Origin of the sequence: Massilia sp. CF038 (genome assembly GCF_900129765.1) — a bacterium.
Taxonomy (GTDB): domain Bacteria; phylum Pseudomonadota; class Gammaproteobacteria; order Burkholderiales; family Burkholderiaceae_D; genus Telluria_A.
On record NZ_FQWU01000003.1, the window covers coordinates 313899 to 336313 of the forward strand.

Below are 22415 nucleotides of genomic sequence, written 5' to 3' on the forward strand. Positions count from 1 at the left end.
AGCCACTTTTTTTGCACGCAAGTTCTTGATCCTTTGGATAAATCGCGACTTATCCACAACTTCTCTCTCGTTTACTATCACTACTACTTTATGTATACATACAAGTTATATAAAACAGTAAACCAGGCGAAAAGCGTGCATAAAGCAGAGCCAAACTTTCTTTGATATGCATAAGCCAGCAAAATGTAAATATTGCTTGTTGATATGCTATTCTGGGCACCGCCTGTACAGGCCATCACCCACCTTCTCGCGAGCATACGTTCCTATGGAAATGACCAAAACTGCCGACATGCCTGGCAACTCCCCCTTGAGCGCAGTGACATCCATGTTCTATGAGCCATCAAGAGCGTTTGCCATGCTTTCGCCGCGTCGCTATGGATGGTTGCCATTGCTGTTGATCGTGGCTTGTTCACTCATCGTCATGGTGTGGTACTTCACCGCCGTCGACTTTCCTTGGCTGCGCGAGCAAATGGTTGCAAACATGCCTGCGACTGAGCGTGACGCAGCTGCCAATATGATGAGCAAAGGCATCTTGATGGGCGGTAGCATCTTTGGGGTACTCGTGGGAACGCCGATCATCATGGCCATCATGGGCGTCTATTTCATGCTGGTTAGCAAAGTTACCAACAAAGAGTTCACCTTCAACGACGGCTTTTCTCTGGCCACCTGGTCCAGCATCCCTACCATCCTTTCGTTGCCGTTGGCCGCGATCCAGATTTTGATGTCGTCCAATGGACAACTGACGTTTTCCGATCTCAACCCCTTGTCGCTGAACCAACTGATTTTCCATTACGAGTTTGGCAGTTCAATGGCAGGCGTCATGGACGCAATCAGCTTGCCGATGCTCTGGAGTATTGCGTTGACAGTCATCGGCTACCAGATCTGGGCCAAGGCCTCACGCATGTCCGCGCTGCTGGTGACGCTGGTTCCCTACGTAACGATCTATGGCATCTGGTTTGCGTTTGCCATGAGTAAGGCAGCATGAAGGGCAAATACCTGGGCATAGCTGCGGTTGTTGTTATGTTGTGCATCCCTGTGGTGCTCAAGATCACCCGGGGCGAACCTGCCCGCGCCGTGGAAACAGACAAGATCGCCTTCCGTGAAATCAAGTCGTCCATTCTGGCTTCCGGCCACCTGCTCTATGAAGAACAGGTGCTGTTGTCGCCGGAAGTGATCGGCAAGGTCAGCACCATCTTTGTAAAAGAAGGTCAGCAGGTCAAAAAAGGTGATCTGCTGTTGCATCTGGACGATCAAAGCTATCGCGCCGAAGTGGCACAACAGGAAGCAGCGGTTCGCCAGCAGCGCATCAATATCGAGCAGCAGCAGCTCAATCTGGCCAACCAGGAAACTCAGCTCAAGCGCAAGGAAGAACTGCACCGCATGAAAATGATCGCGGAATCGCAGATCGACGATGCGCGGTTTGCTGTGAATTCCGCCAAGATCGAGCTGCGTAACAGCCGATCGCGCCTCGAGCAAGTGGAAGCAATTCTCAAGCAATCAAACGAGCGGCTTGCCAAGACCACGATCCGGGCGCCGATTTCGGGCACGATTACCGCGCTAGACATCAAGGTTGGCGAAACCGCCGTTGCCAGCCAGGTCAGTATTGCCGGTTCCAGCCTGATGACGATTGCCAACACCTCGACCATGATCACTGAAGTCAATGTCGATGAGGCCGATATCGGGAAGATTGCTGTCGATCAGGAAGTGGCGATTCACACTGCCGCCTATCCAGACACGCCGATCAAAGGCAAAGTCACGATGATTCCCCTGTCGCCGAAACAAAATGCCGCTGGCGCGGCGCAAGGTGGGAATTCCTTGGCCCGCAACTACAACATCAAGGTCAAGTTGCTCGATTCGGGGAATTTATCCCTGCGGCCAGGCATGACTTGCCGCGCCGAGATCTTTACTGCGCATTCCGGCAAGTCGCTGGCCTTGCCTTTGCAAGCTGTGTTGTCGAACAACGATGAAAATACCGAGCTTGCCAACAAAAAGGACGGCAAGAACGCCAAGGTCCAGATCAAGACTGAAAATTACGTGTTCGTTGCTAAGAATGGCAAAGCAGACAAACGCATCGTGACTGTCGGCATTTCCGATGACAGTCAGCAGCAGATACTGGCCGGTGTGGAAGCAGGTGAAGCGGTGATCGTGGGGCCCTACAAAGTTCTTCGCCATTTAAAACAGGGCGATCCGGTCAAGGCCGAGCCAGTCAAGCCGGTACCGGGAAAATTGACGACGGAAAAAGCCAAGGCATGACCGTCGCAGCGCCGCTGATCCGCCTGGAAGGCATTACCAAGCATTATCAAATGGGTGGAGAGACCATTGCCGCGCTTGATGGGATTGACCTGCAGGTGGCCCGCAACGATTATGTGGCCTTCATCGGCTCGTCGGGTTCGGGCAAGTCGACCATGATGAACATTCTTGGTTGTCTCGACAGTCCCACTCAGGGTAAATACTTTCTCAACGGACGAGATGTGGCGGGGATGAGCGAAAGCGAACTGGCCCGTACTCGCAATGAAGAGATTGGCTTCATTTTCCAGAGTTTCAACTTGCTCACGCGCGCCACTGCCTTACAGAACGTGATGCAGCCACTCATTTACCGTGGCATGCGTCCAGCGGAACGGGCGCGCCGGGCACGGGAAGCAATGGCCCGGGTTGGATTGGAAAATCGCCTCGATCATTTGCCAAATCAACTGTCTGGCGGGCAGCGGCAGCGCGTCGCCATTGCCCGCGCACTATGCAGCGAACCGTCAATTCTGCTTGCCGATGAACCAACGGGTAATCTGGACTCCACCACGGCGGCCGATATCATGGCCCTGTTCGATACCTTGCATGCCGAAGGCCAGACCCTGATCGTTGTGACCCACGAGCCCGATATTGCCGCCCATTGCAGGCGCTCAGTCCGCCTGGCCGATGGACGGGTACTCAGTGATGTGATGAACGCGCCGCGAATGGCTGCAGGCCATGAGGAGAGCGGCCATGTTTAGCATCATTGAAAGCTTCCGCTCTGCCCTGCAAAGTATTCGTGCCCACAGTTTCCGCAGCTTCTTGACGTCGCTGGGGATCATCATCGGGGTGGCGTCCGTCATCGCGGTAGTGTCCATCGTACAAGGCCTGTCCGCTTCCATCAGCAATGAATTCAAGGGACTTGGCTCGAACAGCCTCACCGTGCGCGCCGATACCCCGATGGAAGAAATCATGCAGGGCAAAGTCAACGTGCTCAGCATGGCGGACTACGAAAAAGTGGTCGCCCATATCGACGACATCAGCAATGTTTCGCCCAGTTTTATGCCCTTTGGCGATTTTGGTACGACAGTGCGCCACACGGGTCAGTCGGCCTTCACGCAGGTGATGGCCATCACCGAGGCTTATCAGGACGCGCATCAAGTGTTTCCGGACAAAGGCCGCTTCATCCGCATGTCCGATGATCAATCGCGCCGTAAGGTTTGCGTGATCGGGACCAAAGTCCGTGAGAAACTCAAGCTGCCTGACGACCCGGTGGGGGAATACCTGGAAATTGGCGGCGAGTGGTTCAAAATCATCGGGATGACGGAAGAAAAGGGTGAAACCTTTGGATTCAGCAAGGACGATTACGTCCTGATTCCTTTCGCTGTCGGCAATGCAATCGCTGGCAACAAAGCTCGCCTTAACGTTGCCATTACTTTTACAGTGAATGACATCGAGCAGGTCGACGCTGTTCAAGCGCGTCTGGTTTCCTTGCTGCGCCAGGCGCACCGCCTCAAGCCAGGCCAGAGGAACGATTTCAAAGTCCAGACCTCGCAGCAGCTGGCGGACAGTTTTGCGACCATCATCAACATGATGACGGCCGTGCTGGGTGGTATTGTTAGCGTTTCCTTGCTAGTGGGCGGTATTGGCATCATGAACATCATGCTGGTGTCGGTCACGGAGCGCACCCGCGAAATCGGAATTTGCAAAGCGCTCGGCGCGCAGCGGCACCACATTTTGCTGCAATTTCTGATTGAGGCGACCACGTTGTCCTTGCTGGGCGGCCTGGTTGGCCTGGTGCTTGGTTATGCACTGGGCTTTGGCGCCGCTAAAATGATCCCGAACTTCCCCGATGCCGTGGTGCCATGGTGGGCGGTGGCAATGGCATTCGGTTTTTCCAGTCTGGTCGGTATTTTGTTTGGCATCATGCCGGCGGCAAAGGCCGCCAATCTGAATCCGATCGACGCCTTACGGTACGAGTAAATACGGCACACATATGCGACTTGGCATCATCAGCGCGCTTCAGGAAGAACAACAGGGCCTCGTGGAGGCCATGCAAGGCCCCGCCAAGCTCATCCATGGTATGCGGGAGTACACCCGGGGCCGGATTGGTGCCGTTGAGGCTGTGTGCGTGCTCTCGCGCATCGGCAAGGTAGCCGCCGCGACCACAGCGAGCATGTTGATTGAGCGCTTTGGGGTAACCCACGTTTTGTTCACCGGGGTGGCAGGCGCCGGGCATGCTGGTGTGCGCGTGGGTGACATTGTTGTGGCCGATTCGCTGCTTCAGTACGATATGGATGCCAGCCCCTTGTTTCCGCGGTTTGAAGTGCCGCTGACCGGGTTGGCGCATTTTCAGACGGACTTGTATTTGACCAATCGGCTGGCTGATAGCGCCGAGCGCTTCCTGGCGCACGACTTTGAGGCGACGATTGATGCGGCCGAACGGGGCCAGTTTGCCCTCGGCCAGCCGCGGGTGCATCGCGGGCTGATTGCGAGTGGCGATCAGTTCATCAGCAGCGCGCAGCGGATCAATGCGCTCGGCGAGGCTTTGCCGGGAATGCTGGCGGTGGAGATGGAGGGTGCGGCCGTGGCGCAGGTGTGCTTCGAGATGGGGGTACCGTTTGCCGTCATGCGCACCATTTCTGATAACGCGAATGAGGCGGCGGCGACGGATTTCATGCGGTTTGTAAGTGCGGTCGCGTCGCGGTATGCGTTTCAGATAGTCACGCGATTCTGTCGCGAGCTGGAAACCTAGTCACATCGTCCTCGCGCAGGCGGGGACCCATTCCATGCATGCGTGCTATGGGTCCCCGCCTCCGCGAGGACGATGTTTTTATGCGGTTTGTGAGTGCTGTGGCGTCGCGGTATGCGTTTCAGATAGTCACGCGGTTTTGTCGCGAGCTGGAAACCTAGTCACATCGTCCTCGCGCAGGCGGGGACCCATACCATGCATGCGTGCTATCGGTCCCCGCCTCCGCGAGGACGATGTTTAGACGAGCAGTGATTCTGCGGGGGTGTAGGTATAACCCAGATCTCTCGCCACCGCTTCGTACGTCACTTTCCCCTGGCAGACATTCAAACCATTGCGCAGATGCGCGTCGTCAGCCAGCGCTTTCTTCCAGCCTTTTGTAGCCAATGCCACAGCATGTCCGATCGTCGCGTTATTGAGCGCGAAGGTCGAGGTGCGCGCGACCGCCCCTGGCATGTTGGCCACGCAGTAGTGCACCACCCCGTCCACCACAAAAGTAGGATCGGCATGCGTGGTTGCATGCGAGGTCTCAAAGCAGCCACCCTGGTCGATCGCCACGTCAACCACCACGGCGCCCGGTTTCATCCGCGAAATCATGTCACGCGTGACCAGCTTGGGTGCAGCGGCGCCCGGCACCAGCACGCCACCAATGACCAGGTCCGCCGACAACACCGCTTCCTCGATCGCATGCGCATTCGAATACTGCGTCGAAATGCGTCCACCAAACACCAGGTCGAGCTGACGCAGGCGTTCAATGCTCTTGTCGAGCACCGTAACGCGCGCACCGGTGCCAACAGCCATCTGCAAGGCATTGGTGCCAACCACGCCGGCACCGATGATGACGATATGACCGGCAGCCACACCAGGCACGCCGCCAAGCAGCAGCCCCATGCCGCCCTTCGATTTTTCCAGATGCGCGGCACCAGCCTGGATTGCCATGCGCCCTGCCACTTCGCTCATTGGCGCCAGCAGCGGCAAACCACCGCCGGCCCCGGTAATGGTTTCGTAAGCGATGCACACAGCGCCAGACTTGACCAGCGCGGCCGTTTGTTCAGGGTCCGGCGCCAGGTGCAGATAGGTGTACAGAATCTGACCCTCGGACAGCATGGCGCATTCGCCTGGCTGCGGTTCCTTGACTTTGACGATCATCTCGGCGCGTGCGAAAACGTCTTTGGCCGTGTCGACAATGGACGCACCGGCAGCGACATACTGCTCGTCGGCCAGGCCAATCTCGGCACCGGCGCCTTTTTGCACCAGCACCGTATGCCCGCGCAGCGTCAGTTCTCGTACGCTGGGCGGGGTCAGTCCGACACGGTACTCATGGTTCTTGATTTCCTTCGGTACGCCAACAATCATGTCTTCCTCCAGGGTTAAACCATCTTATTGTCCGATTCAAAGTCCAAGTGTCATCAAGCTGGCATTACCGCCCGCGGCCGTGGTGTTCACGCACAGCGCGCGCTCCGCCACCAGGCGCCAGAGCGGGATCGCACCTTCTTCGGTGGTGTCGATCACGCCGACGATGGCGCCATTACCGGCGGCCAGCTGCGCGCGCAGGCTGCCTGCCAATGCCGCTTCCACCAGCGCGAGCTGATAGTCGGTCTTGACGGCTTCAATGCTGGCAGCAAAGTCGATGCGCTCTTTTACATCATTCGGCAAGCCTTGCGGGATCACGTCCTTGGACTGGGCCACGACAATGGCGCGGTTACCGGTTGCCAGCACGGCAGCCAGTTGATTCAATAGCACGCCAATGTCGGACGCGGCGCACAGCACCGATCCGCGCGCAGCAAACGCAAGTGCATTGCGCTCTCCGGTAGGACCGGGCAGACCAAGCGAGGTGCCCAGCAAGGTGGTACGCATGTATTGTTCGGCCAGCGTGACCACGCGCTGGTGGCCGTGGGTACGGGCCCATTCCAGCAGCGAGTCGAGACCTGGCGCGGCCTGGCGTTCGTGCTGCAGGAGCGGCGCAGCGCCCTTCTGCAAGCGTTTGAGGTAAAGCGGACCGCCGGCCTTGGGACCGGTGCCCGATTTTCCTTCGCCGCCAAACGGCTGCACGCCAACCACGGCACCGACGATATTCCGGTTCACATAGATATTGCCGACGTGGGCGCGCGCGGTGATGAAGTCGATGGTTTCGTCAATGCGCGAATGAATCCCCAGCGTCAGGCCGAAGCCGGTGGCGTTGATCGAGTCGACGATCTTGCCCAGGTCGGCGCGGCGATAACGCACGATGTGCAGTACCGGGCCAAATACTTCCTGCGTCAGTTCGGCCAGCGAGCCGATTTCCAGCACGGTTGGCGGCACGAAGGTGCCTTGCGCTGCCAGTTCGGGCGGCAGTTCGAGCGCGAAGTGGGCTTTGGCGCTGGCTTTGATGCGGGCGATGTGCTTGAGCAGATTTTGCTGTGCTTCGGCGTCGATCACGGGGCCGATATCGATCTGCAGGCGGTCCGGACTGCCAACGCGCAGTTCCTGCATGGCGCCTTTGAGCATCTTGATGGTCTTGTCGGCGATGTCTTCTTGCAGGAACAGCACGCGCAGCGCGGAGCAGCGCTGGCCGGCGCTGTCAAAGGCCGAGGTCATCACGTCTTGCACCACTTGTTCTGGCAGTGCGGACGAATCGACGATCAACGCGTTCTGGCCGCCGGTTTCGGCGATCAGGGCGATGTCGGCGTTTTCGGTGGCCGAGCGCTGCGCCAGGGTGCGGTTGATCAGTTGCGCTACTTCGGTGGAGCCGGTGAAGATGACGCCCTTGACGCGCGCATCGGCGCACAGGCGCGCACCGACGATTTCGCCGCGGCCCGGCAGCAGCTGCAGCGCGCCACGCGGCACGCCGGCCAGGTGGAACAGTTCGACCGCGCGATGCGCGATCAGGGGCGTTTGCTCGGCCGGCTTGGCCAGTACCACGTTACCGGCTGCCAGCGCTGCCGCTACCTGACCGGTAAAGATCGCCAGCGGGAAGTTCCATGGGCTGATGCAGGCAACGGGACCAAGCGCCAGGATGTTCTGCGTGCCTTCTACCTGCACCGCGTAGTAGCGCAGGAAGTCGACTGCTTCACGGATTTCGGCAATCGCGTTCGGCAGCGATTTGCCGGCCTCGCGTACGGCCAGCGCCATCAGTTCTTCGTAATGTTGTTCGAACAGGTCGGCCACTTTGGCAATGATGGCGGCGCGCTCGGACGGCGACGTGGTCTGCCAGTCCATGGCATAGGCGTTGGCGGCATGGATGGCGACTTCAACATCGTGCGCACTGGCTTCGGCCACGCGGCCCACCACGTCGGCATGCTGCGCCGGGTTGACGATCTGTTGCCAGTTCGGGGCGCCTGGCGCACCATCGATCAGCGGCGCTGCGCTGTAGGAGCGCGGCGTGGCCAGGGCGGCGGCCAGTTTGCGCAGTACGTCTTCATTGGCCAGGTCGAAACCTGCCGAATTTTTTCGCTCGGCGCCAAACAGCTGCACTGGCAGGACGATGCCAGGGTGCGGTACCCCGCCCTGGGCACGCGATGCTTCGAATGGATCGGCGATCAGGCTTTCAATGGCGACCTTTTCGTCCACGATCTGGTTCACGAACGACGAGTTGGCGCCGTTTTCCAGCAGGCGCCGCACCAGATAGGCCAGCAGCGTTTCGTGTGAACCGACCGGCGCGTAGATGCGGCAGGGCTTGTCCAGATTGTCCTTGCCCACCACCTGGTCGTACAGGGTCTCGCCCATGCCGTGCAGGCACTGGAATTCGTAGTCGGTGATGCCGTCGGCCTTGGCCCACGTGTAGATCACGGACAGGCTGTGCGCATTGTGGGTGGCGAACTGCGGATAGATCACGTCGGTCGCGGCCAGAAGTTTTTTGGCGCAGGTCAGGTAGGACACGTCGGTGTAGACCTTGCGCGTGTACACCGGGTAGCCAGGCAAGCCATCGACCTGGGCGCGCTTGATTTCGGCATCCCAGTACGCGCCTTTGACCAGACGCACCATGAAGTTGCGGCCACTGCGGCGCCCCAGGTCGATCAGGTAGTCGATCACGAACGGGCAGCGCTTCTGGTAGGCCTGCACCACGAAGCCAATGCCGTCAAAGCCGGCCAGGGCGGGATCGAAGGCCAGCACTTCCATCATGTCGAGCGATATTTCGAGGCGGTCGGCTTCTTCGGCGTCGATATTGAGGCCGATGTTGTACTGCTTGGCCAGCAGCAGCAGGCTGCGCAGGCGCGGCAGCAGTTCGCTCATCACGCGGCCATGCTGGGCGCGGCTGTAGCGCGGGTGCAGCGCCGACAGCTTGACCGAGATGCCCGGCCCGTCCTTGATGCCACGCCCGTTCGACGCCTTGCCGATCGCGTGAATGGCTTTTTCGTACGAGGCGTAATAGGCCTTGGCGTCAAGCTCGGTCAGCGCTGCCTCGCCCAGCATGTCGTAGGAATAGCGGTAGCCGCGCGACTCGTTGTCACGGCTGTTCTTGAGCGCTTCGTCGATCGTCTGGCCGGTCACAAACTGGTTGCCGAGCATGCGCATGGCCAGGTCCACGCCCTTGCGGATGAGCGGCTCGCCACCCTTGGAAATGAGCTTGGTCAGGGCCGAGCCGAGCCCTGTTTCGCTGCTGGTGTCCACCAGTTTGCCGGTGATGAGCAAACCCCAGGTGGCGGCGTTGACGAACAGCGAAGGCGATTCGCCCAGGTGTTTGCGCCAGTCGCCCTTGCTGATTTTGTCGGCGATGAGGCGGTCCGCGGTTTCGCTGTCGGGAATGCGCAACAACGCTTCGGCCAGGCACATGAGCGCCACGCCTTCTTCGGACGAGAGCGAAAACTCGTGCATCAGTGCGTCCACGCCCGACGAGCGGGTGCGCTTGCTGCGTACCGCAGCAACCAGGCGGTGCGCCAGCGCGTGCGCGTCGGCATGGGGACGTACGCCCTGGGACAGCAGCCAGCCGACGGTGTCAGCTTCATCGCGGCGGTAGGCCGCCGTGATGGCGGCGCGCAACAAGGAAGGCTGGCTGACGACTTCTTCCTGAAGTGCGGCAAAAGGGAGGAACGAGGGGGCCGGGGCGGCTGCAGTGTGCATGGAAAGGTGTCGCTTCAATAGAGGAGAAATAACGTCTGCCGCACGCAAATACAATGCGCGGCAATTTGATTCGATTGTAGTGGGGTTTCTTCTGGATTAATTCTGGTATTACAGAAGACTAGCCATAGATAGTTTTTGGTGAGACAATTTCACCAAATTATATTAATGGTGGAGCATAGAGCGAAATGTTGGACAAGATCAGCAAGAAGATTCTGTCGGAATTGCAGAGCGACGGACGCATCAGCAACGTGGAGCTGGCAGCCCGTGTCAACCTGTCTCCGGCAGCCTGCCTGGAACGGGTGCGCAAGCTCCACGAAGCCGGCTATATCATGGGTTATACAGCCCAGCTCAACCCGCAGCTGCTCGATGTATCGCTGCTGGTCTTCATTGAAGTCGTGCTCGACCGGACCACACCGGAAGTCTTTGATGCCTTCAAAAACAGTGTGCAGCTGATTCCAGAAGTGCTGGAATGCCACATGGTGGCGGGCGGCTTCGATTATCTGGTCAAGGCGCGCGTGAAAGATATGGCGGCGTACCGCGAATTCCTGGGTAAGACGCTGCTCCAGAAAGGCGTGCGCGAAACCCACACCTATGCGGTGATGGAAGAAGTAAAAAATACCACCAAGCTACCTATTAAATAACTTTTGGTCGCGAAGTCACAAATGCGTTGAGCTCACGGCGGCGATGAGTTACGGTAACAGTTATTGATACCGTAGCCACAGCGACGCCGAGGAGTTTCATGAAGCTGCTTCATTTGTCCGCCCCCCATCGCCGTCTGGCGCTGGCCCTGGCAGCCGTGCTGGCAGGCGCGCTGACGACACTTTTGATCAATTGGATCAGTGGCGGCACCCTCGGCCCCGGCTGGAGCGCGCTGCTGGCCAGCACCCTCTCCCTGATCGTGTTCTTGTTCACCTCGAGCGATCGCGGTGGTGAAGACCGCCAGATTTTGGCCGTGGTCGGTCACTCGATCGATGACATCATGATCGGCGCGGCCGAAACGTCCTACTTTGTCGACTCCGTCAAAAAGAAGATGCACGATGACGTGCAGATCACGGTACGCATCGCCGGCAGCGCGAGCGAGGTGGCCGACAGCACCGTCCAAATTGCCGGCAACGCCGAACGGGCCGCCGGGATCGCCGCCCAGGTGCGCAGCGAAAGCGTGGCTGCCCGTGCCGAAGTGGACCAGGGTTTGCAGCGCATCAGCAGCGCACGTACAGAGGCGGGCCAGGCCCAGGCCAACATGGTCGCGCTGCAGCAAAAGTCGCGTGCGATTGCCGGATTTGCCGAAGTCATCAGCGAAATTTCTGCGCGCACCAATCTGCTGGCCCTGAATGCGGCCATCGAAGCGGCCCGCGCGGGGGAACATGGGCGCGGCTTTGCCGTGGTGGCGGGCGAAGTGCGCCAGCTGGCGCATCGCACCCGTGAAGCGACGGACGAGATTGGCACGATGGTCAAAGCCATCACGCAACAGGCCGAGCAGGCAGCACTGGGCATGGCCTCGCTCAATGGCAGCGTCAGCGACGCCGCCGGCAATGTGGAGCGGGTGCATGGCTTTCTTTCCACGATCGAGCAATCGGCCTTGGTATCGGAGCAAGAGATCGGGCAGATCGCGGGCGCCGCACGCGCGCATGTGAAGACGACCCAGGGGATCACGGCCTCGCTGGCGCAGATTCGCGACAGCATGTTGTCGACCGATCAGGCCTTGCCCCGAGCCACGGAATCGGCCATGGCGCTGGCGGAAAAGGCGGAATCGATTGCCGGCGCGCTCGGCATGTCATCGGTGGAAACGCCGCATGACGCGATACGCGAAGCGGCGCAGCGGGCCGCGCACGAGGTGGGGCAACTGTTCAGCGCCGCCATAAAAGCCGGACAAATTTCGCGCGAAGCCTTGTTCGACCGGCGCTACACGCCCATTCCCAACACCGATCCGCCCAAGCACCGCACCGCTTTTGATGCATTTACCGACCGCGCCTTGCCTGATCTGCAGGAAGGCTTGCTGGCGGCTATGCCGCAGCTGGCCTATGCGGGCGCGGTGGATAACAATGGCTACTTCCCTACTCACAACAAGAAATTTTCTCAGCCGCTGACGGGGAATTACGATGTCGATATCGTCAACAACCGCACCAAGCGCATCTTTAACGACCGCACGGGCGCGCGCTGCGGCGCCAATACCAAGCCGTTTTTACTGCAAACCTACAAACGCGATACGGGCGAGGTGATGCACGACCTGTCGGCGCCCATTTACGTGGATGGGCAGCACTGGGGCGGGTTCCGGGTGGGCTACCGCTCCAGCGCGGGCTGATCAGTCGCTGGTGTTGACGGTGCGCAGCTGGTTGGTGTTCATGCCTTCCAGATGCTTGCGCAGCCATTTGTGGGCGGGGCTGCGGGCGTCGCGTTCATGCCACAGCATGTCCAGGTGGACCGCCGGCAGCGTGAACGGCAGTTCGCGCCAGACCAGTGCATCGGTCATGCCGGTCGAGGCTATCAAGTGTTTTGGCAAGACCGTGATCAAGTCCGAGTTGGCAACCACCCGCCCTGCCGTGAAGAATTGATTCACGGTCAGCAGGATGCGGCGCTCGCGCCCGATCTGGGCCAGCGCTTCGTCGACCAGGCCATGGGCCCGACCGGAAAAGCTGACCAGCAAGTGGTTGGCTGAACAATAGTTCTCCATACCCAGTTCGACCTTGGCCAGCGGGTGATTCTTGCGCATCACGCATACATAGTGGCCGGAATACAGCCGTTCGTGGCGGATCGGGGAACTGGTGTCGCTCGACAATTGTGCAGCCACGCCGGGGAAGAAACCCACCGCCAGGTCAATATCGCCACGCAGCAGCATGGGACGCGGCTCGCGCGTGGTCAGGGGCACCATGCGCACGTTGACGCCCGGGGCTTCGCTTTCAATCGAGCGCATCAGCGACGGTAGCCAGAAGGCGGCAGTGGCGTCCGCCATGGCCATGCGGAAGGTGGCGTGAGCCTTGGAAACGTCGAAAGTTTCCGGCGTGACGGCGGCTTCCAGACCCGCCAGGGCCTGGCGGACTGCCGGCCATAGTGATTCGGCACGCGGCGTCGGTTTGACGCCGTAAGCAGTGCGGATCAGCAATTCATCGCCCAGACTTTCGCGCAGGCGTTTGATGGCGTTGGATACGGCGGGCTGGGTCATGGCCAGGTGGCCGGCAGCGCGCGTCAGGTTCTGTTCTGTCATTACGGCGTCGAATACACGCAGCAGGTTCAAATCCAGGGTCAGGAAGCTCATGGGATCCAGAAAGGGTTTTGATGGTTAATCATACATTAACGCATTCACATTTGATATAACCGATATGAGCACACGCTATTGGCCCTATATGTTGCGTTGCACTATAGTTCCACATAGAAACATCGAACTCTTGGAATCCGCGTGTCTAGCTCTGCATTTGTACTTCAACATGGTATCCCGGCCGGGGCCGCGCTCCGTCTGCTGGCGGCGTTCATCCTCGGCGCTGGCGTACTCTTTCTGTTTCGCCCCCTGCTAACCGGCATTTTTCGCGCAGCGCTGCTGTTGGTGCGGCCACGGCTGTCGCTCGAGCAGCGCATTGCGCGTGCCAAACTGCGCGACCGGCGCCTGATGCAAACGATGATTGCCGCCTCAAGCGGTCCCAGCCATGCAGCCGAATTGCGGGCGATGGGTGCGCGCGACTAAATCCGCCGGCTGAAAAAAAGCGGCGCCGGGTTGCCCGGGCGCCGCTCGCCAGCCAGGATACTGTTATTTCTTGGCTGGTGCCGGTGCTGCCGCCGCTGGGGCCAGCAGTTTGGTTTTGAGGGTGTTGTCAGCCGGCTTGTCGCCCAGCCAGATGCGCAGGATGGAGTTGTAGAACACCAGATCCGGCGCTGTCTCGCCAACCCGCTTGCCGTTCAGATAGCACTGGGTGCCGGTGCCAGGAATATAGTCGAGGTCCAGGACGTCGCCTTTTTTCAGCGCGTCGATCTGCGCGAACATTTCGCCAAATTTGCTGATCTGGGTGACGATCTTCGACTTGTCTTTGTTGTCGACGTTGTTGTTCAGACCGCTCATGAAGGCGTTGCCGAAATCGTCGGACGTGATATCGCGCATCATGATCAGCTGCATGCGGCGCGGGCCATCGGCCTTGAGCACTTCGTCAACCGTCGATTCTTTCTGCTGCAGATAAAGGCCGGCCGCGTAGACTTTCACAATGAACTTGGTGCGAACACCCAGGCCATTGAGCAGCAGTTCCTTACCGCCAACTTTGGCGGTATCCGGGAACTTGACGCCCGCGACCTCCGCTGCGCCCGCGGTTTGCAAGAAAGCGCAAGCCAGGAACATCCCAGCCAGCAAACCCGTGATACGCATTTTGTTCATTGCACTCATGTTGTCTCCGTTGTTGTCATTAAAATCATCAAAATTCAGAACTCTTCCCAGTCTTCTCCGTTGGACTGTTTTTGGGTGATGCGCGCCGCCGGCTTGGCTTCCGGCTTCTTTTCCTTTAACGCAGCAGCGGGCTTGACGGTGGACACCACCTGCGGCGCCGACACTGAGGCGGCATTAGCGTCGAGCTTGAATACGCTCACCACCCGGGCCAGACCGGCTGCCTGATCCTGCATCGATGCCGCGGCAGCTGCCGCTTCCTCGACCAAGGCAGCATTCTGCTGTGTTGTCTCATCCATTTCAAGTATTGTCGTGTTGACATGTGCAATGCCCACGCTTTGTTCCTGGCTGGCCGAAGTAATTTCGCCCATGATATCGGTCACGCGGCGCACGCTGGCCACCACTTCTTCCATGGTCACGCCAGCTTGTTCAACCAGGGTGCTGCCTTCGCGCACCTTGTCGACCGAATCGCCGATCAAGGCTTTGATTTCCTTGGCAGCGCCAGCTGAACGCTGGGCCAGGTTGCGCACTTCGGCGGCCACCACGGCAAAGCCGCGGCCCTGTTCGCCAGCGCGGGCCGCTTCCACGGCCGCATTCAGGGCCAAAATGTTGGTCTGGAAGGCAATGCCGTCGATCACGCCGATGATATCCACAATCTTTTTCGACGACGCCGTGATCGAGCCCATGGTATCGACCACGTGCGAGACCACCGAGCCGCCTCGCGCAGCCACTTCGGACGCTTTGGCGGCAAGCTGGTTGGCTTGACGGGCGTTGTCGGCATTTTGCTGCACGGTGCTGGTCAGTTCGCGCATCGAGCTGGAGGTCTGGCCCAGCGAGTTGGCTTGCTGCTCGGTGCGGGAAGACAAGTCCATATTGCCGCTGGCGATTTCCGCCGACGCTTCCGCGATCGAATCCGTGCCGCTGCGCACTTGCGCCACAATCTTGATCAGGCTGGCGTTCATGTGGCGCAGCGCTTCCATCATCTGGCCCGTTTCGTCGCTGCTGCTGACATGGATATCGCTGGTCAGGTCGCCGTTGGCGACGCGCTGGGCCACACCGACGGCTTCCTTGAGCGGAGTGGTAATGCTGCGCGTGGCAAACACAGCCACCACCAGCGACAGCAGCGCCGCCACACCGGCCAGCACCATGATCATCAGCTGGGTGCGCTGGGTCTGGGCCGATGCATCCTGGCCTGCCTTGACCATTTCCTCGTTCTGGTAAGCGACAAACTTGTCGAGCTGATCGAGGTATTTGTTTTGCTGGGGACGCAGCGAGAACATGAATTTGACCATCGCGTCATCCTTCTTGTCCTCGTTGATCAGGCCGACAAACGAGGCTTGCCCTGGGATGAAGCGGTCACGCACGGTGGCAATGTTTTTCAAGATTTCCTGACCCTTGGCATCGGCGGTGGACTTGCTCAGCTCGGCCAAAGCCTTGGTGGCGGCCGCGTTGCGTGCCTCGATGTTGCTCAGTTCCTTGGCGATCTGGCTGGGGTCGGTCATGATCAGCACGTTGAGCATGCTGCGCGTGGCTTCGCTGACATCGGTCTTGATGCTGTTGGCCACCACCGTTTTGGGATAGCGGGCATCGACCATTTTGGCCACTTCCTGATTCAGACTGGCAATCCGTACATACGATAAGCCAGCCAGCAACAGCAATAAGGCAATCACGACGCCAAAACCGAGCGCCAGGCGCTGGCCAATGCTGAGATTTTTGATCATGGAAATCCGTGTCCCGAAAATAGAGTGGTCGTGCGAAAACCTGCTTCGCAAAATATACCATCTAAGACCGCACACAGTTGCCGTGGAGGACGATTTAGAAGCAGTTCGTTATCGTTTTCCCACTGAAGCTGTGGTGTTTGTGCCGCTTGCCATCAATTTGGCGAATATCAGGTATTCGCCCGCCGCATAGTGCGACGCGCGCCCTCAGGACTTGGCAGCCGTCAGGCGTTCGTACTTTGCCATCAATTCGTCCTTGGTTTCGCGCCAGGCCGGATTAAAAGGAATGCAGCTGACAGGACAGACTTGCTGACACTGGGGTTCCTCGAAGTGGCCGACACACTCGGTGCACTTGTTGGGATCGATTTCGTAGATTTCTGCACCCATGTAAATGGCGTCGTTCGGGCACTCGGGCTCGCAAACGTCGCAATTAATGCAGTCATCGGTAATGAGCAGGGCCATGGCGAAGCAACTTATTCAACAGGAGGCGTCATTGACGCGATTTTTTTCTGGAGCCAGCGGTCGACCGACGGGAACACAAACTTGGACACGTCGCCGCCAAGCATGGCGATCTCGCGCACGATGGTGCCGGAGATAAACTGGTACTGGTCGGACGGGGTCAGGAACAGGGTTTCGACATCGGGCAGCAGGTAACGGTTCATGCCCGCCATCTGGAATTCGTATTCAAAGTCCGAGACAGCGCGCAGGCCGCGCACGATGACGCGCGCATCATGCTTGCGCACAAAATCTTTGAGCAAGCCGGAAAAACTCTCGACTTTCACGTTGGGATAATGGCCCAGCACTTCGTTGGCGATTTCCAGGCGCTCGTCCAGGGAGAAGAAAGGGCGCTTGTTCTTGCTGTCGGCCACGCCGACCACCAGCGTGTCGAACAGGCCGGAGGCGCGACGCACCAAATCCTCGTGACCGCGGGTGAGCGGATCGAAGGTTCCTGGATATACAGCTACAACCATTGCGGCTCCTGAAATGCACCAATATAGAAGGCGCATTATGCCTGAAATCGAGGGGGAGCCTGCGGGGTGGCCGGGGCCCGCAGGGGCCGACCGGCCTAGGGCAGGTATTTACGCGGATGCGGCCACGTTCTTGCGCAGTTGAAGCAGATGATAGAAGACCACGCCCGCCTTGTCCGAGCGCACCAGCTCCCAGGGGGCAAGCCAGTCGGGCGGCGCACTGCCATCTTCTGGGGCAAACGGCAAAGGCGCACCGGCTTCGGCGTAGACCAGACCACCGGCGGTGAGCAAGGTCTGACACAGCGGCAGCGATTTGGACAGGAAATCCTGGTGATACGGCGGGTCCAGGAAAATCAGGTCGTAGCGCTGGCCACGCAGGGCCATGCCCTGGGCGCTGGTGAGGGCGTCGCCGCGCAGAATCTGCACATTGTCGGCCTTGAGTTTGGTCTGGATGGCTTCCAGCTGGCGCACCACGGGCGTGTGGGAATCAATCATCGTGACGGCGCGGGCGCCGCGGCTGGCGGCTTCAAAGCCGAGCGCGCCGCTACCGGCGAACAGATCGAGGCAGCTGGCGTCAGCCCAGTTCGCGTTCCACAGATGGTTAATCCAGTTGAAGACCGTTTCGCGCACGCGATCGGGCGTGGGACGCAGGCCGAGCGCATCGAGAACAGGCAGCGGCGTGCGTTTCCAGGCACCACCAATGATGCGTACCTGCTGTGGCGGCGGGGCCCGGTGGACCGGAACTTTGGCTGGTTTTTTTTGCATGACAAGACCCAAATTCAATGGGCGGCACTATAGCATGCGCTCCTCAAGCCCCGCCCCGCCAGACCTGATTACTTGGCCGCCGCGGAAAGGGCCTTAAAGTCGTCAATCCAGCCTTGCATGCGTTTCTGGGCGTGCGCTTTCTGGGCCGGTGTCGAAATCCGTATTGCCGTATGGACCAGGTTGATGGTGCTGTCGATGTAACTGTCAAAGAAGGGCTTACGGTCAAGCGACTCGAAGCGGCCGAAAATTTCTTCCAGCAGCTTGTGGAGCAAGGCCATGGTCGCGTCCTTGTTCAGCCTTTTCTGATGCACTTCGCGCAGCACGGCAACAATGCGCTTTTGCCGGATGATGCGCTCTTCCAGCCAGATTTCATTGTTCAAGGGACGCACGTCCGATGCTTTGCGCAATACGGCTTCCTGCTCGCTGCTGAAATTGCCGAACCACAGCTCGAACTGCTCCATCGATTTTTTGTAGCGCAGTTGCTGCTTTTTCTCGGTGTCGATCTTGACGAATTTTTTGCGGAAGGTCTCGTTGTTCTTCTCGAATTTCTTCTCGATGTTGTCGATTTGATCCGGCTTCACCGACAGGGCCAGGTCGGCCAGTTCGGGCAAGGCCTTGTATGCAAGCAGCTCGGTGCGGGACTTGATTTCGCGGTAATGGGTCTTCAGGTCAGCCTGGCTCACGTTGCCGCTGGCAAGCTGGCGCTGCCCATTGGCCAGCAGCTGTCCGTAATCCTTGAGCTGGGTCTTGCGGTGCCAGTTGATGAGCTGGCCGATATCTTCCTTGACCGAACCGGCTTGCTCGGAATCGAGGTCGACATAGGCGTCGAGCCACCAGTACAACAGGGTGTCGCCCTGGTTGTAGGCAAAGCGAACGCTGCTGCAGGCGGCCAGCGCCAGCATGACTGCAATCACGCACAGGAAGCGAAAGCGCTGGAAGAAAGGGTCCTGCGTGTTAAACTTTTTCATCTTTATCAACTCTTTGACCAACTGCTTATGAACGTTGTGATCCTCGCCGCCGGTATGGGCAAGCGCATGCAGTCCGCGCTCCCGAAAGTTTTGCACCCACTGGCTGGCAAGCCGTTGTTGCGGCACGTTATCGATACCGCACGTACTCTTGCACCGAGCAAATTATGCGTTATTTACGGCCACGGTGGCGCAGCGGTGCCAGAAATGGTTCAAAAGCTCAATGATGGCAGCCATGCCGCGATCGACACCGCCCTGCAGGAGCCGCAATTGGGCACCGGGCATGCCGTCATGCAGGCTGTTCCCCAGCTCGATGAAAACGTGCCGACCCTGATTCTGTACGGCGACGTGCCGCTCACCACGGCCGATTCCCTGCAGCGCCTGGTTGAAGCGGCGGGTGGCGACAAGCTGGCCATTCTCACTGTGGAGCAAGCCAACCCCTTCGGCCTGGGCCGCATCGTGCGCGAAAACGGCGAAATTCGCCGCATCGTCGAAGAAAAAGATGCCAGTACCGAAGAGCGCGCCATTCGCGAGATCAACAGCGGCATCATCGTCGCCCCCACCCGTCATTTGAAGAAATGGCTGTCTGCACTGCAGAACAACAATGCCCAGGGCGAGTACTACCTGACCGACATCGTGGCCCAGGCCGTGGCTGATGGCGTACCAGTGGTGTCGGCCCATCCTTCGGCCGAGTGGGAAGTGGCGGGCGTGAACAGCAAGGTGCAGCTGGCTGAACTGGAACGTCGCCACCAGCTCAATATTGCCCAGGCATTGCTGGAAAAAGGCGTGCATTTGCTTGATCCGGCGCGCATCGACGTGCGCGGCGAACTCATTTGCGGGCGCGATGTCAGTATTGATGTCGGTTGCGTGTTCGAAGGCCGGGTCGAACTGGCCGATGGCGTGACCGTCGGTGCGCACAGTGTGTTCGTTAATGCGCGCATTGAGGCTGGCGCGAACATCAAGCCGTTCTGCCATATTGAAGAAGCGGTGGTTGGGCCGAAATCGGTGATTGGACCGTATGCCCGCCTGCGCCCTGGCACCGAGCTGGCTGAGGATGTGCACATCGGTAATTTCGTCGAAATCAAGAACAGCCAGATTGCCGCGCACAGCAAGGCCAATCATCTGGCGTATGTGGGCGACGCTACGGTCGGTTCGCGCGTCAATATTGGTGCGGGCACCATTACCTGCAATTACGACGGGGCTAACAAGTTCCGTACGGTGATTGAGGATGATGCGTTCATCGGCAGCGACAGCCAGTTGATTGCGCCGGTTACCGTGGGCAAGGGCGCGACCTTGGGTGCGGGGACGACCTTGTCCAAAGATGCGCCGGCAGGCAAGTTGACGATTTCGCGGTCGAAGCAGACCACGATTGATGGGTGGACACGGCCGGTGAAGGTGAAGAAGTAATCAGGCGGAGGCTGGCGGTCTGCCAGCCCTGTCCCTGACCAGGAGACTTGACAACATCGTCCTCGCGCAGGCGGGGACCCATACCACGCAAGCAGTACCTCAGCGCCAGCGTGCAATGGGTCCCGAATCGTCGGACCGCCGCCTACGCGAGGACGATGGGGGGCGTTAAAGTTTTTTCGCGAATTGCGTCAGGCAGCTAGAGCTGGGGCGATTGCGGCGCGGGCGGCTTTGAACGCGGGCACGAGGCTTGCCAGCAGGGCCACCGCCAGCACCGTCAGCACGGCCATTCCCATGCGGTAAAAATCCAACTCGACCAGCATCGGGGCGTTGCCAATGCCGGGACTGACTGCGTACGACAGGGCGGCCCGGTTGATGACCCACGCGATCGAACCACTGCCCACCAGGCTGAGCGCCACGCCAGCCAGCGCCATCCACAAACCCTCCATCACGAACATCACGAACACGCCACTGCTGCGCATGCCCAGCACACGCAGCGTCCCAACCTCGCGCCGCCGTTCAAGCGCGTTCATGGACATGGTGGCTGCCACCGTGGCGGCGATAACGGCAAATACCATACCGGCGACGCTGTCGAAGGCGATATCTGTGACGCTGCGCTCGCTTGCATACACGGCCGATTGCTCCTGCCATGATTTGATTTGCGCAGGAATGCCGGCCGCGCGCAACGATGCTGCCAGTGACAGGCGCCGCTCTTCGGCGTGCTGGGGATCCGACAGGTAGACCACGATTCGCTCGGTGCGTTCCGTATCAAGCAGCGATTGGCTCAGCGCGAACGGCAGCAATATCGGCTGGCGGGCCCGTGCAGTGACGCCGCTGTAGATGTCGACGACCTGCGCCTCGATTGTCCGGGCGCGGGCGTCGAGCGTGGCGCCAGTCAGGGTGAGCGTGCTGCCAGTCGACAAGCCCAGCGACTTGGCGTCGCGGCTGCCAACCGCGATGCCGTTTGGCGCAGCCGAATTGAGCTTGCCCGGTAACTGGCGCGTGGTGTCGGACTGTTCTGCGGTTAACACAATGCCCTGGCCCTGAAACAAAGCCGAGCGTTGGCCAGTGCTGGCTACGCCGTCCACACGCATTTGCGGCACCACCAGCGCAACGCCTGCGTTCGATTCGGCCAGGCGGATCACACGCTCCGCTTCATCCGGCGTGAACATGCGCTCTGTGGGCGCGGCGCCGGGCGCGGGCGCACGCACGATGGCCAGGTGCCCAAGCCGTTCGCCAATCACGGCCTCGTATTCCATGTGCGCGCGTTCGCTGGCAACATGGCCAGCGTACAAATCCAGCACGCACAGGCTGGCGGTAATCAGCACCACGGCCAGTAGGCTGCGCGTGCTGCCGCGCAACAGCGAGCGCAGCGCCAGGCGCGCCGGACTCATAGCTGCACTCGCAGTGGCCGGCGCGATCCTGTACTGGGAAGACTCTGCAGCCTACCTTCGCTCAGTTGCAAGGTCCGGTCGGCACGGCTGAGCTGTCGCTGGTCGCGCGTGGAAATCAGAAACGCCGTGCCTTGCTCCTGTTGCTGGCGCGAGAAGAGGTCCATCACAAGGCGGATGCAGCCGTTGTCCAGACGCGAGGTGGGCTCGTCGGCAATGACCAGGCGCGGCCGTGTGACCAGCGCGCGGGCAATCGCGACGCGCTGGCATTGGCTTGCGGTCAGCTTTGATGGGTAGTGCTGGGCCTGGGTTGCCAGCCCGACCTGGGCCAGCAGCGCGTCGGCCCGGTCGTGGGCTGCCGACAACTCTCCCTGTGCAAGACTGCCGCGCAGCAGCAGAGGCAGCAACACGTTCTCGCGCGCCGTCATTACTGGAATCAGGCTGAACGACTGGAACACAAAGCCAATCATTTCGCCGCGCAAATCGGCGCGGGCTTGTTCCGACAGCCGCGATACCAGCAGGCTGGCAATGACGACGTTTCCTTCGGAAGCAATGTCGAGCATGCCTGCAATATTGAGCAAGCTGGTTTTGCCGCTGCCGCAAGGTCCGCACACGGTCACCATTTCGCCCGTTGCGACGTGCAGCTCGATATCGTGCAAGGCATGCACGCCCGCGATCCCGCCGCCATACACTTTGTGCACACGTGACAGGCTGACCAAGTCGCCGGGAATGCCGGTCAGCATCGCTTTTCGGCCATTCAAGAGCATCGCATCCATCGCCGCATCCTTGCCATGTTTCAAAACACTGCCAGTAGACACTGTTTCTACAAGGA

20 protein-coding genes are annotated in these 22415 nt (G+C 59.6%); 9 read left to right on the forward strand and 11 right to left on the reverse strand.

The features are described from left to right. Positions 1 to 265 precede the first annotated feature (265 nt). From BUC24_RS20690 to BUC24_RS20710, 5 genes are read left to right on the forward strand one after another with little or no spacing between them, the layout of a single operon-like run. Complete coding sequence (locus BUC24_RS20690; protein ID WP_178372587.1) at positions 266 to 985, forward strand: YIP1 family protein; 720 nt, start codon at positions 266 to 268, stop codon at positions 983 to 985. Positions 986 to 1020: 35 nt separating this feature from the next. Continuing rightward, entirely contained in the window at positions 1021 to 2253 is a 1233-nt protein-coding gene (locus BUC24_RS20695) for an efflux RND transporter periplasmic adaptor subunit (RefSeq protein ID WP_178372588.1), read from the forward strand. Beyond that, complete coding sequence (locus tag BUC24_RS20700) at positions 2250 to 2984, forward strand: ABC transporter ATP-binding protein (RefSeq protein ID WP_073221232.1); 735 nt, start codon at positions 2250 to 2252, stop codon at positions 2982 to 2984. The genes BUC24_RS20695 and BUC24_RS20700 overlap by 4 nt, the downstream gene beginning before the upstream one ends. Beyond that, positions 2977 to 4206: an ABC transporter permease gene (locus tag BUC24_RS20705; RefSeq protein ID WP_083599054.1), complete on the forward strand. Its 1230-nt coding sequence runs from the start codon at positions 2977 to 2979 to the stop codon at positions 4204 to 4206. The genes BUC24_RS20700 and BUC24_RS20705 overlap by 8 nt, the downstream gene beginning before the upstream one ends. A gap of 13 nt (positions 4207 to 4219) precedes the next feature. Then, positions 4220 to 4978, forward strand: coding sequence for a 5'-methylthioadenosine/adenosylhomocysteine nucleosidase (locus BUC24_RS20710; RefSeq protein WP_073221238.1), 759 nt, complete (start codon positions 4220 to 4222; stop codon positions 4976 to 4978). Between the two features lie 234 nt (positions 4979 to 5212). Here BUC24_RS20710 and ald read toward each other — a convergent pair whose 3' ends face one another. Next, complete coding sequence (gene ald, locus BUC24_RS20715) at positions 5213 to 6328, reverse strand: alanine dehydrogenase (protein ID WP_073221241.1); 1116 nt, start codon at positions 6326 to 6328, stop codon at positions 5213 to 5215. Positions 6329 to 6364: 36 nt separating this feature from the next. Further along, positions 6365 to 10012 carry a trifunctional transcriptional regulator/proline dehydrogenase/L-glutamate gamma-semialdehyde dehydrogenase gene (putA, locus tag BUC24_RS20720; protein WP_073221243.1) on the reverse strand — a complete coding sequence of 1216 codons (3648 nt, stop codon included), beginning with the start codon at positions 10010 to 10012 and terminating at the stop codon, positions 6365 to 6367. A gap of 185 nt (positions 10013 to 10197) precedes the next feature. Here putA and BUC24_RS20725 point away from each other — a divergent pair, with 185 nt between their 5' ends. Then, complete coding sequence (locus BUC24_RS20725; protein ID WP_073221246.1) at positions 10198 to 10653, forward strand: Lrp/AsnC ligand binding domain-containing protein; 456 nt, start codon at positions 10198 to 10200, stop codon at positions 10651 to 10653. A gap of 98 nt (positions 10654 to 10751) precedes the next feature. Then, positions 10752 to 12314, forward strand: coding sequence for a methyl-accepting chemotaxis protein (locus tag BUC24_RS20730; protein WP_083599055.1), 1563 nt, complete (start codon positions 10752 to 10754; stop codon positions 12312 to 12314). Here the strand turns inward: BUC24_RS20730 and BUC24_RS20735 are convergent, their stop codons facing one another. Further along, positions 12315 to 13265, reverse strand: coding sequence for a LysR family transcriptional regulator (locus tag BUC24_RS20735; RefSeq protein WP_073221248.1), 951 nt, complete (start codon positions 13263 to 13265; stop codon positions 12315 to 12317). A gap of 141 nt (positions 13266 to 13406) precedes the next feature. Between BUC24_RS20735 and BUC24_RS20740 the strand changes: the two genes are divergently transcribed. Then, on the forward strand, positions 13407 to 13688 hold the full coding sequence (locus BUC24_RS20740; RefSeq protein ID WP_083599056.1) for a hypothetical protein: 282 nt from the start codon (positions 13407 to 13409) through the stop codon (positions 13686 to 13688). Positions 13689 to 13751: 63 nt separating this feature from the next. On the opposite strand, the gene BUC24_RS20745 is transcribed toward BUC24_RS20740, so the two are convergent. From BUC24_RS20745 to BUC24_RS20770, 6 genes are all read right to left on the reverse strand, one after another. Next, complete coding sequence (locus BUC24_RS20745; RefSeq protein ID WP_229448479.1) at positions 13752 to 14375, reverse strand: chalcone isomerase family protein; 624 nt, start codon at positions 14373 to 14375, stop codon at positions 13752 to 13754. Positions 14376 to 14410: 35 nt separating this feature from the next. Then, positions 14411 to 16093 carry a methyl-accepting chemotaxis protein gene (locus BUC24_RS20750; protein WP_073221257.1) on the reverse strand — a complete coding sequence of 561 codons (1683 nt, stop codon included), beginning with the start codon at positions 16091 to 16093 and terminating at the stop codon, positions 14411 to 14413. 204 nt (positions 16094 to 16297) lie between these two features. Further along, positions 16298 to 16552, reverse strand: a complete 255-nt coding sequence (locus tag BUC24_RS20755) for a YfhL family 4Fe-4S dicluster ferredoxin (protein ID WP_073221260.1) — start codon at positions 16550 to 16552, stop codon at positions 16298 to 16300. 11 nt (positions 16553 to 16563) lie between these two features. Then, positions 16564 to 17061, reverse strand: coding sequence for a pantetheine-phosphate adenylyltransferase (gene coaD, locus BUC24_RS20760; RefSeq protein ID WP_073221262.1), 498 nt, complete (start codon positions 17059 to 17061; stop codon positions 16564 to 16566). 108 nt (positions 17062 to 17169) lie between these two features. Continuing rightward, positions 17170 to 17823 (reverse strand): 16S rRNA (guanine(966)-N(2))-methyltransferase RsmD, encoded by a 654-nt coding sequence (gene rsmD / locus BUC24_RS20765; protein WP_073221265.1) that lies wholly within the window; start codon positions 17821 to 17823, stop codon positions 17170 to 17172. A gap of 68 nt (positions 17824 to 17891) precedes the next feature. Continuing rightward, a complete protein-coding gene (locus BUC24_RS20770) occupies positions 17892 to 18791 on the reverse strand; it encodes a DUF6279 family lipoprotein (RefSeq protein WP_073221268.1) in 900 nt (299 codons plus the stop codon). A 27-nt stretch (positions 18792 to 18818) separates the two neighbouring features. Between BUC24_RS20770 and glmU the strand changes: the two genes are divergently transcribed. Continuing rightward, complete coding sequence (gene glmU, locus BUC24_RS20775) at positions 18819 to 20195, forward strand: bifunctional UDP-N-acetylglucosamine diphosphorylase/glucosamine-1-phosphate N-acetyltransferase GlmU (protein ID WP_073221271.1); 1377 nt, start codon at positions 18819 to 18821, stop codon at positions 20193 to 20195. 188 nt (positions 20196 to 20383) lie between these two features. On the opposite strand, the gene BUC24_RS20780 is transcribed toward glmU, so the two are convergent. Both BUC24_RS20780 and BUC24_RS20785 read right to left on the reverse strand, forming a co-directional pair. Continuing rightward, entirely contained in the window at positions 20384 to 21586 is a 1203-nt protein-coding gene (locus BUC24_RS20780) for an ABC transporter permease (protein ID WP_073221273.1), read from the reverse strand. Beyond that, positions 21583 to 22359, reverse strand: coding sequence for an ABC transporter ATP-binding protein (locus tag BUC24_RS20785; protein ID WP_083599057.1), 777 nt, complete (start codon positions 22357 to 22359; stop codon positions 21583 to 21585). The genes BUC24_RS20780 and BUC24_RS20785 overlap by 4 nt, the downstream gene beginning before the upstream one ends. Positions 22360 to 22415 lie beyond the last annotated feature (56 nt).

What these genes read in the sequence shown, in the direction of transcription:
- BUC24_RS20690 (WP_178372587.1), top strand. Translation starts at nt 266, where the DNA reads ATGGAAATGACCAAAACTGCCGACATGCCTGGCAACTCCCCCTTGAGC.
- BUC24_RS20695 (WP_178372588.1), top strand. Translation starts at nt 1,021, where the DNA reads ATGTTGTGCATCCCTGTGGTGCTCAAGATCACCCGGGGCGAACCTGCC.
- BUC24_RS20700 (WP_073221232.1), top strand. Translation starts at nt 2,250, where the DNA reads ATGACCGTCGCAGCGCCGCTGATCCGCCTGGAAGGCATTACCAAGCAT.
- BUC24_RS20705 (WP_083599054.1), top strand. Translation starts at nt 2,977, where the DNA reads ATGTTTAGCATCATTGAAAGCTTCCGCTCTGCCCTGCAAAGTATTCGT.
- BUC24_RS20710 (WP_073221238.1), top strand. Translation starts at nt 4,220, where the DNA reads ATGCGACTTGGCATCATCAGCGCGCTTCAGGAAGAACAACAGGGCCTC.
- ald (WP_073221241.1), bottom strand. Translation starts at nt 6,328, where the DNA reads ATGATTGTTGGCGTACCGAAGGAAATCAAGAACCATGAGTACCGTGTC.
- putA (WP_073221243.1), bottom strand. Translation starts at nt 10,012, where the DNA reads ATGCACACTGCAGCCGCCCCGGCCCCCTCGTTCCTCCCTTTTGCCGCA.
- BUC24_RS20725 (WP_073221246.1), top strand. Translation starts at nt 10,198, where the DNA reads ATGTTGGACAAGATCAGCAAGAAGATTCTGTCGGAATTGCAGAGCGAC.
- BUC24_RS20730 (WP_083599055.1), top strand. Translation starts at nt 10,752, where the DNA reads ATGAAGCTGCTTCATTTGTCCGCCCCCCATCGCCGTCTGGCGCTGGCC.
- BUC24_RS20735 (WP_073221248.1), bottom strand. Translation starts at nt 13,265, where the DNA reads ATGAGCTTCCTGACCCTGGATTTGAACCTGCTGCGTGTATTCGACGCC.
- BUC24_RS20745 (WP_229448479.1), bottom strand. Translation starts at nt 14,375, where the DNA reads ATGAGTGCAATGAACAAAATGCGTATCACGGGTTTGCTGGCTGGGATG.
- BUC24_RS20750 (WP_073221257.1), bottom strand. Translation starts at nt 16,093, where the DNA reads ATGATCAAAAATCTCAGCATTGGCCAGCGCCTGGCGCTCGGTTTTGGC.
- BUC24_RS20755 (WP_073221260.1), bottom strand. Translation starts at nt 16,552, where the DNA reads ATGGCCCTGCTCATTACCGATGACTGCATTAATTGCGACGTTTGCGAG.
- coaD (WP_073221262.1), bottom strand. Translation starts at nt 17,061, where the DNA reads ATGGTTGTAGCTGTATATCCAGGAACCTTCGATCCGCTCACCCGCGGT.
- rsmD (WP_073221265.1), bottom strand. Translation starts at nt 17,823, where the DNA reads ATGCAAAAAAAACCAGCCAAAGTTCCGGTCCACCGGGCCCCGCCGCCA.
- BUC24_RS20770 (WP_073221268.1), bottom strand. Translation starts at nt 18,791, where the DNA reads ATGAAAAAGTTTAACACGCAGGACCCTTTCTTCCAGCGCTTTCGCTTC.
- glmU (WP_073221271.1), top strand. Translation starts at nt 18,819, where the DNA reads ATGAACGTTGTGATCCTCGCCGCCGGTATGGGCAAGCGCATGCAGTCC.
- BUC24_RS20780 (WP_073221273.1), bottom strand. Translation starts at nt 21,586, where the DNA reads ATGAGTCCGGCGCGCCTGGCGCTGCGCTCGCTGTTGCGCGGCAGCACG.
- BUC24_RS20785 (WP_083599057.1), bottom strand. Translation starts at nt 22,359, where the DNA reads ATGGATGCGATGCTCTTGAATGGCCGAAAAGCGATGCTGACCGGCATT.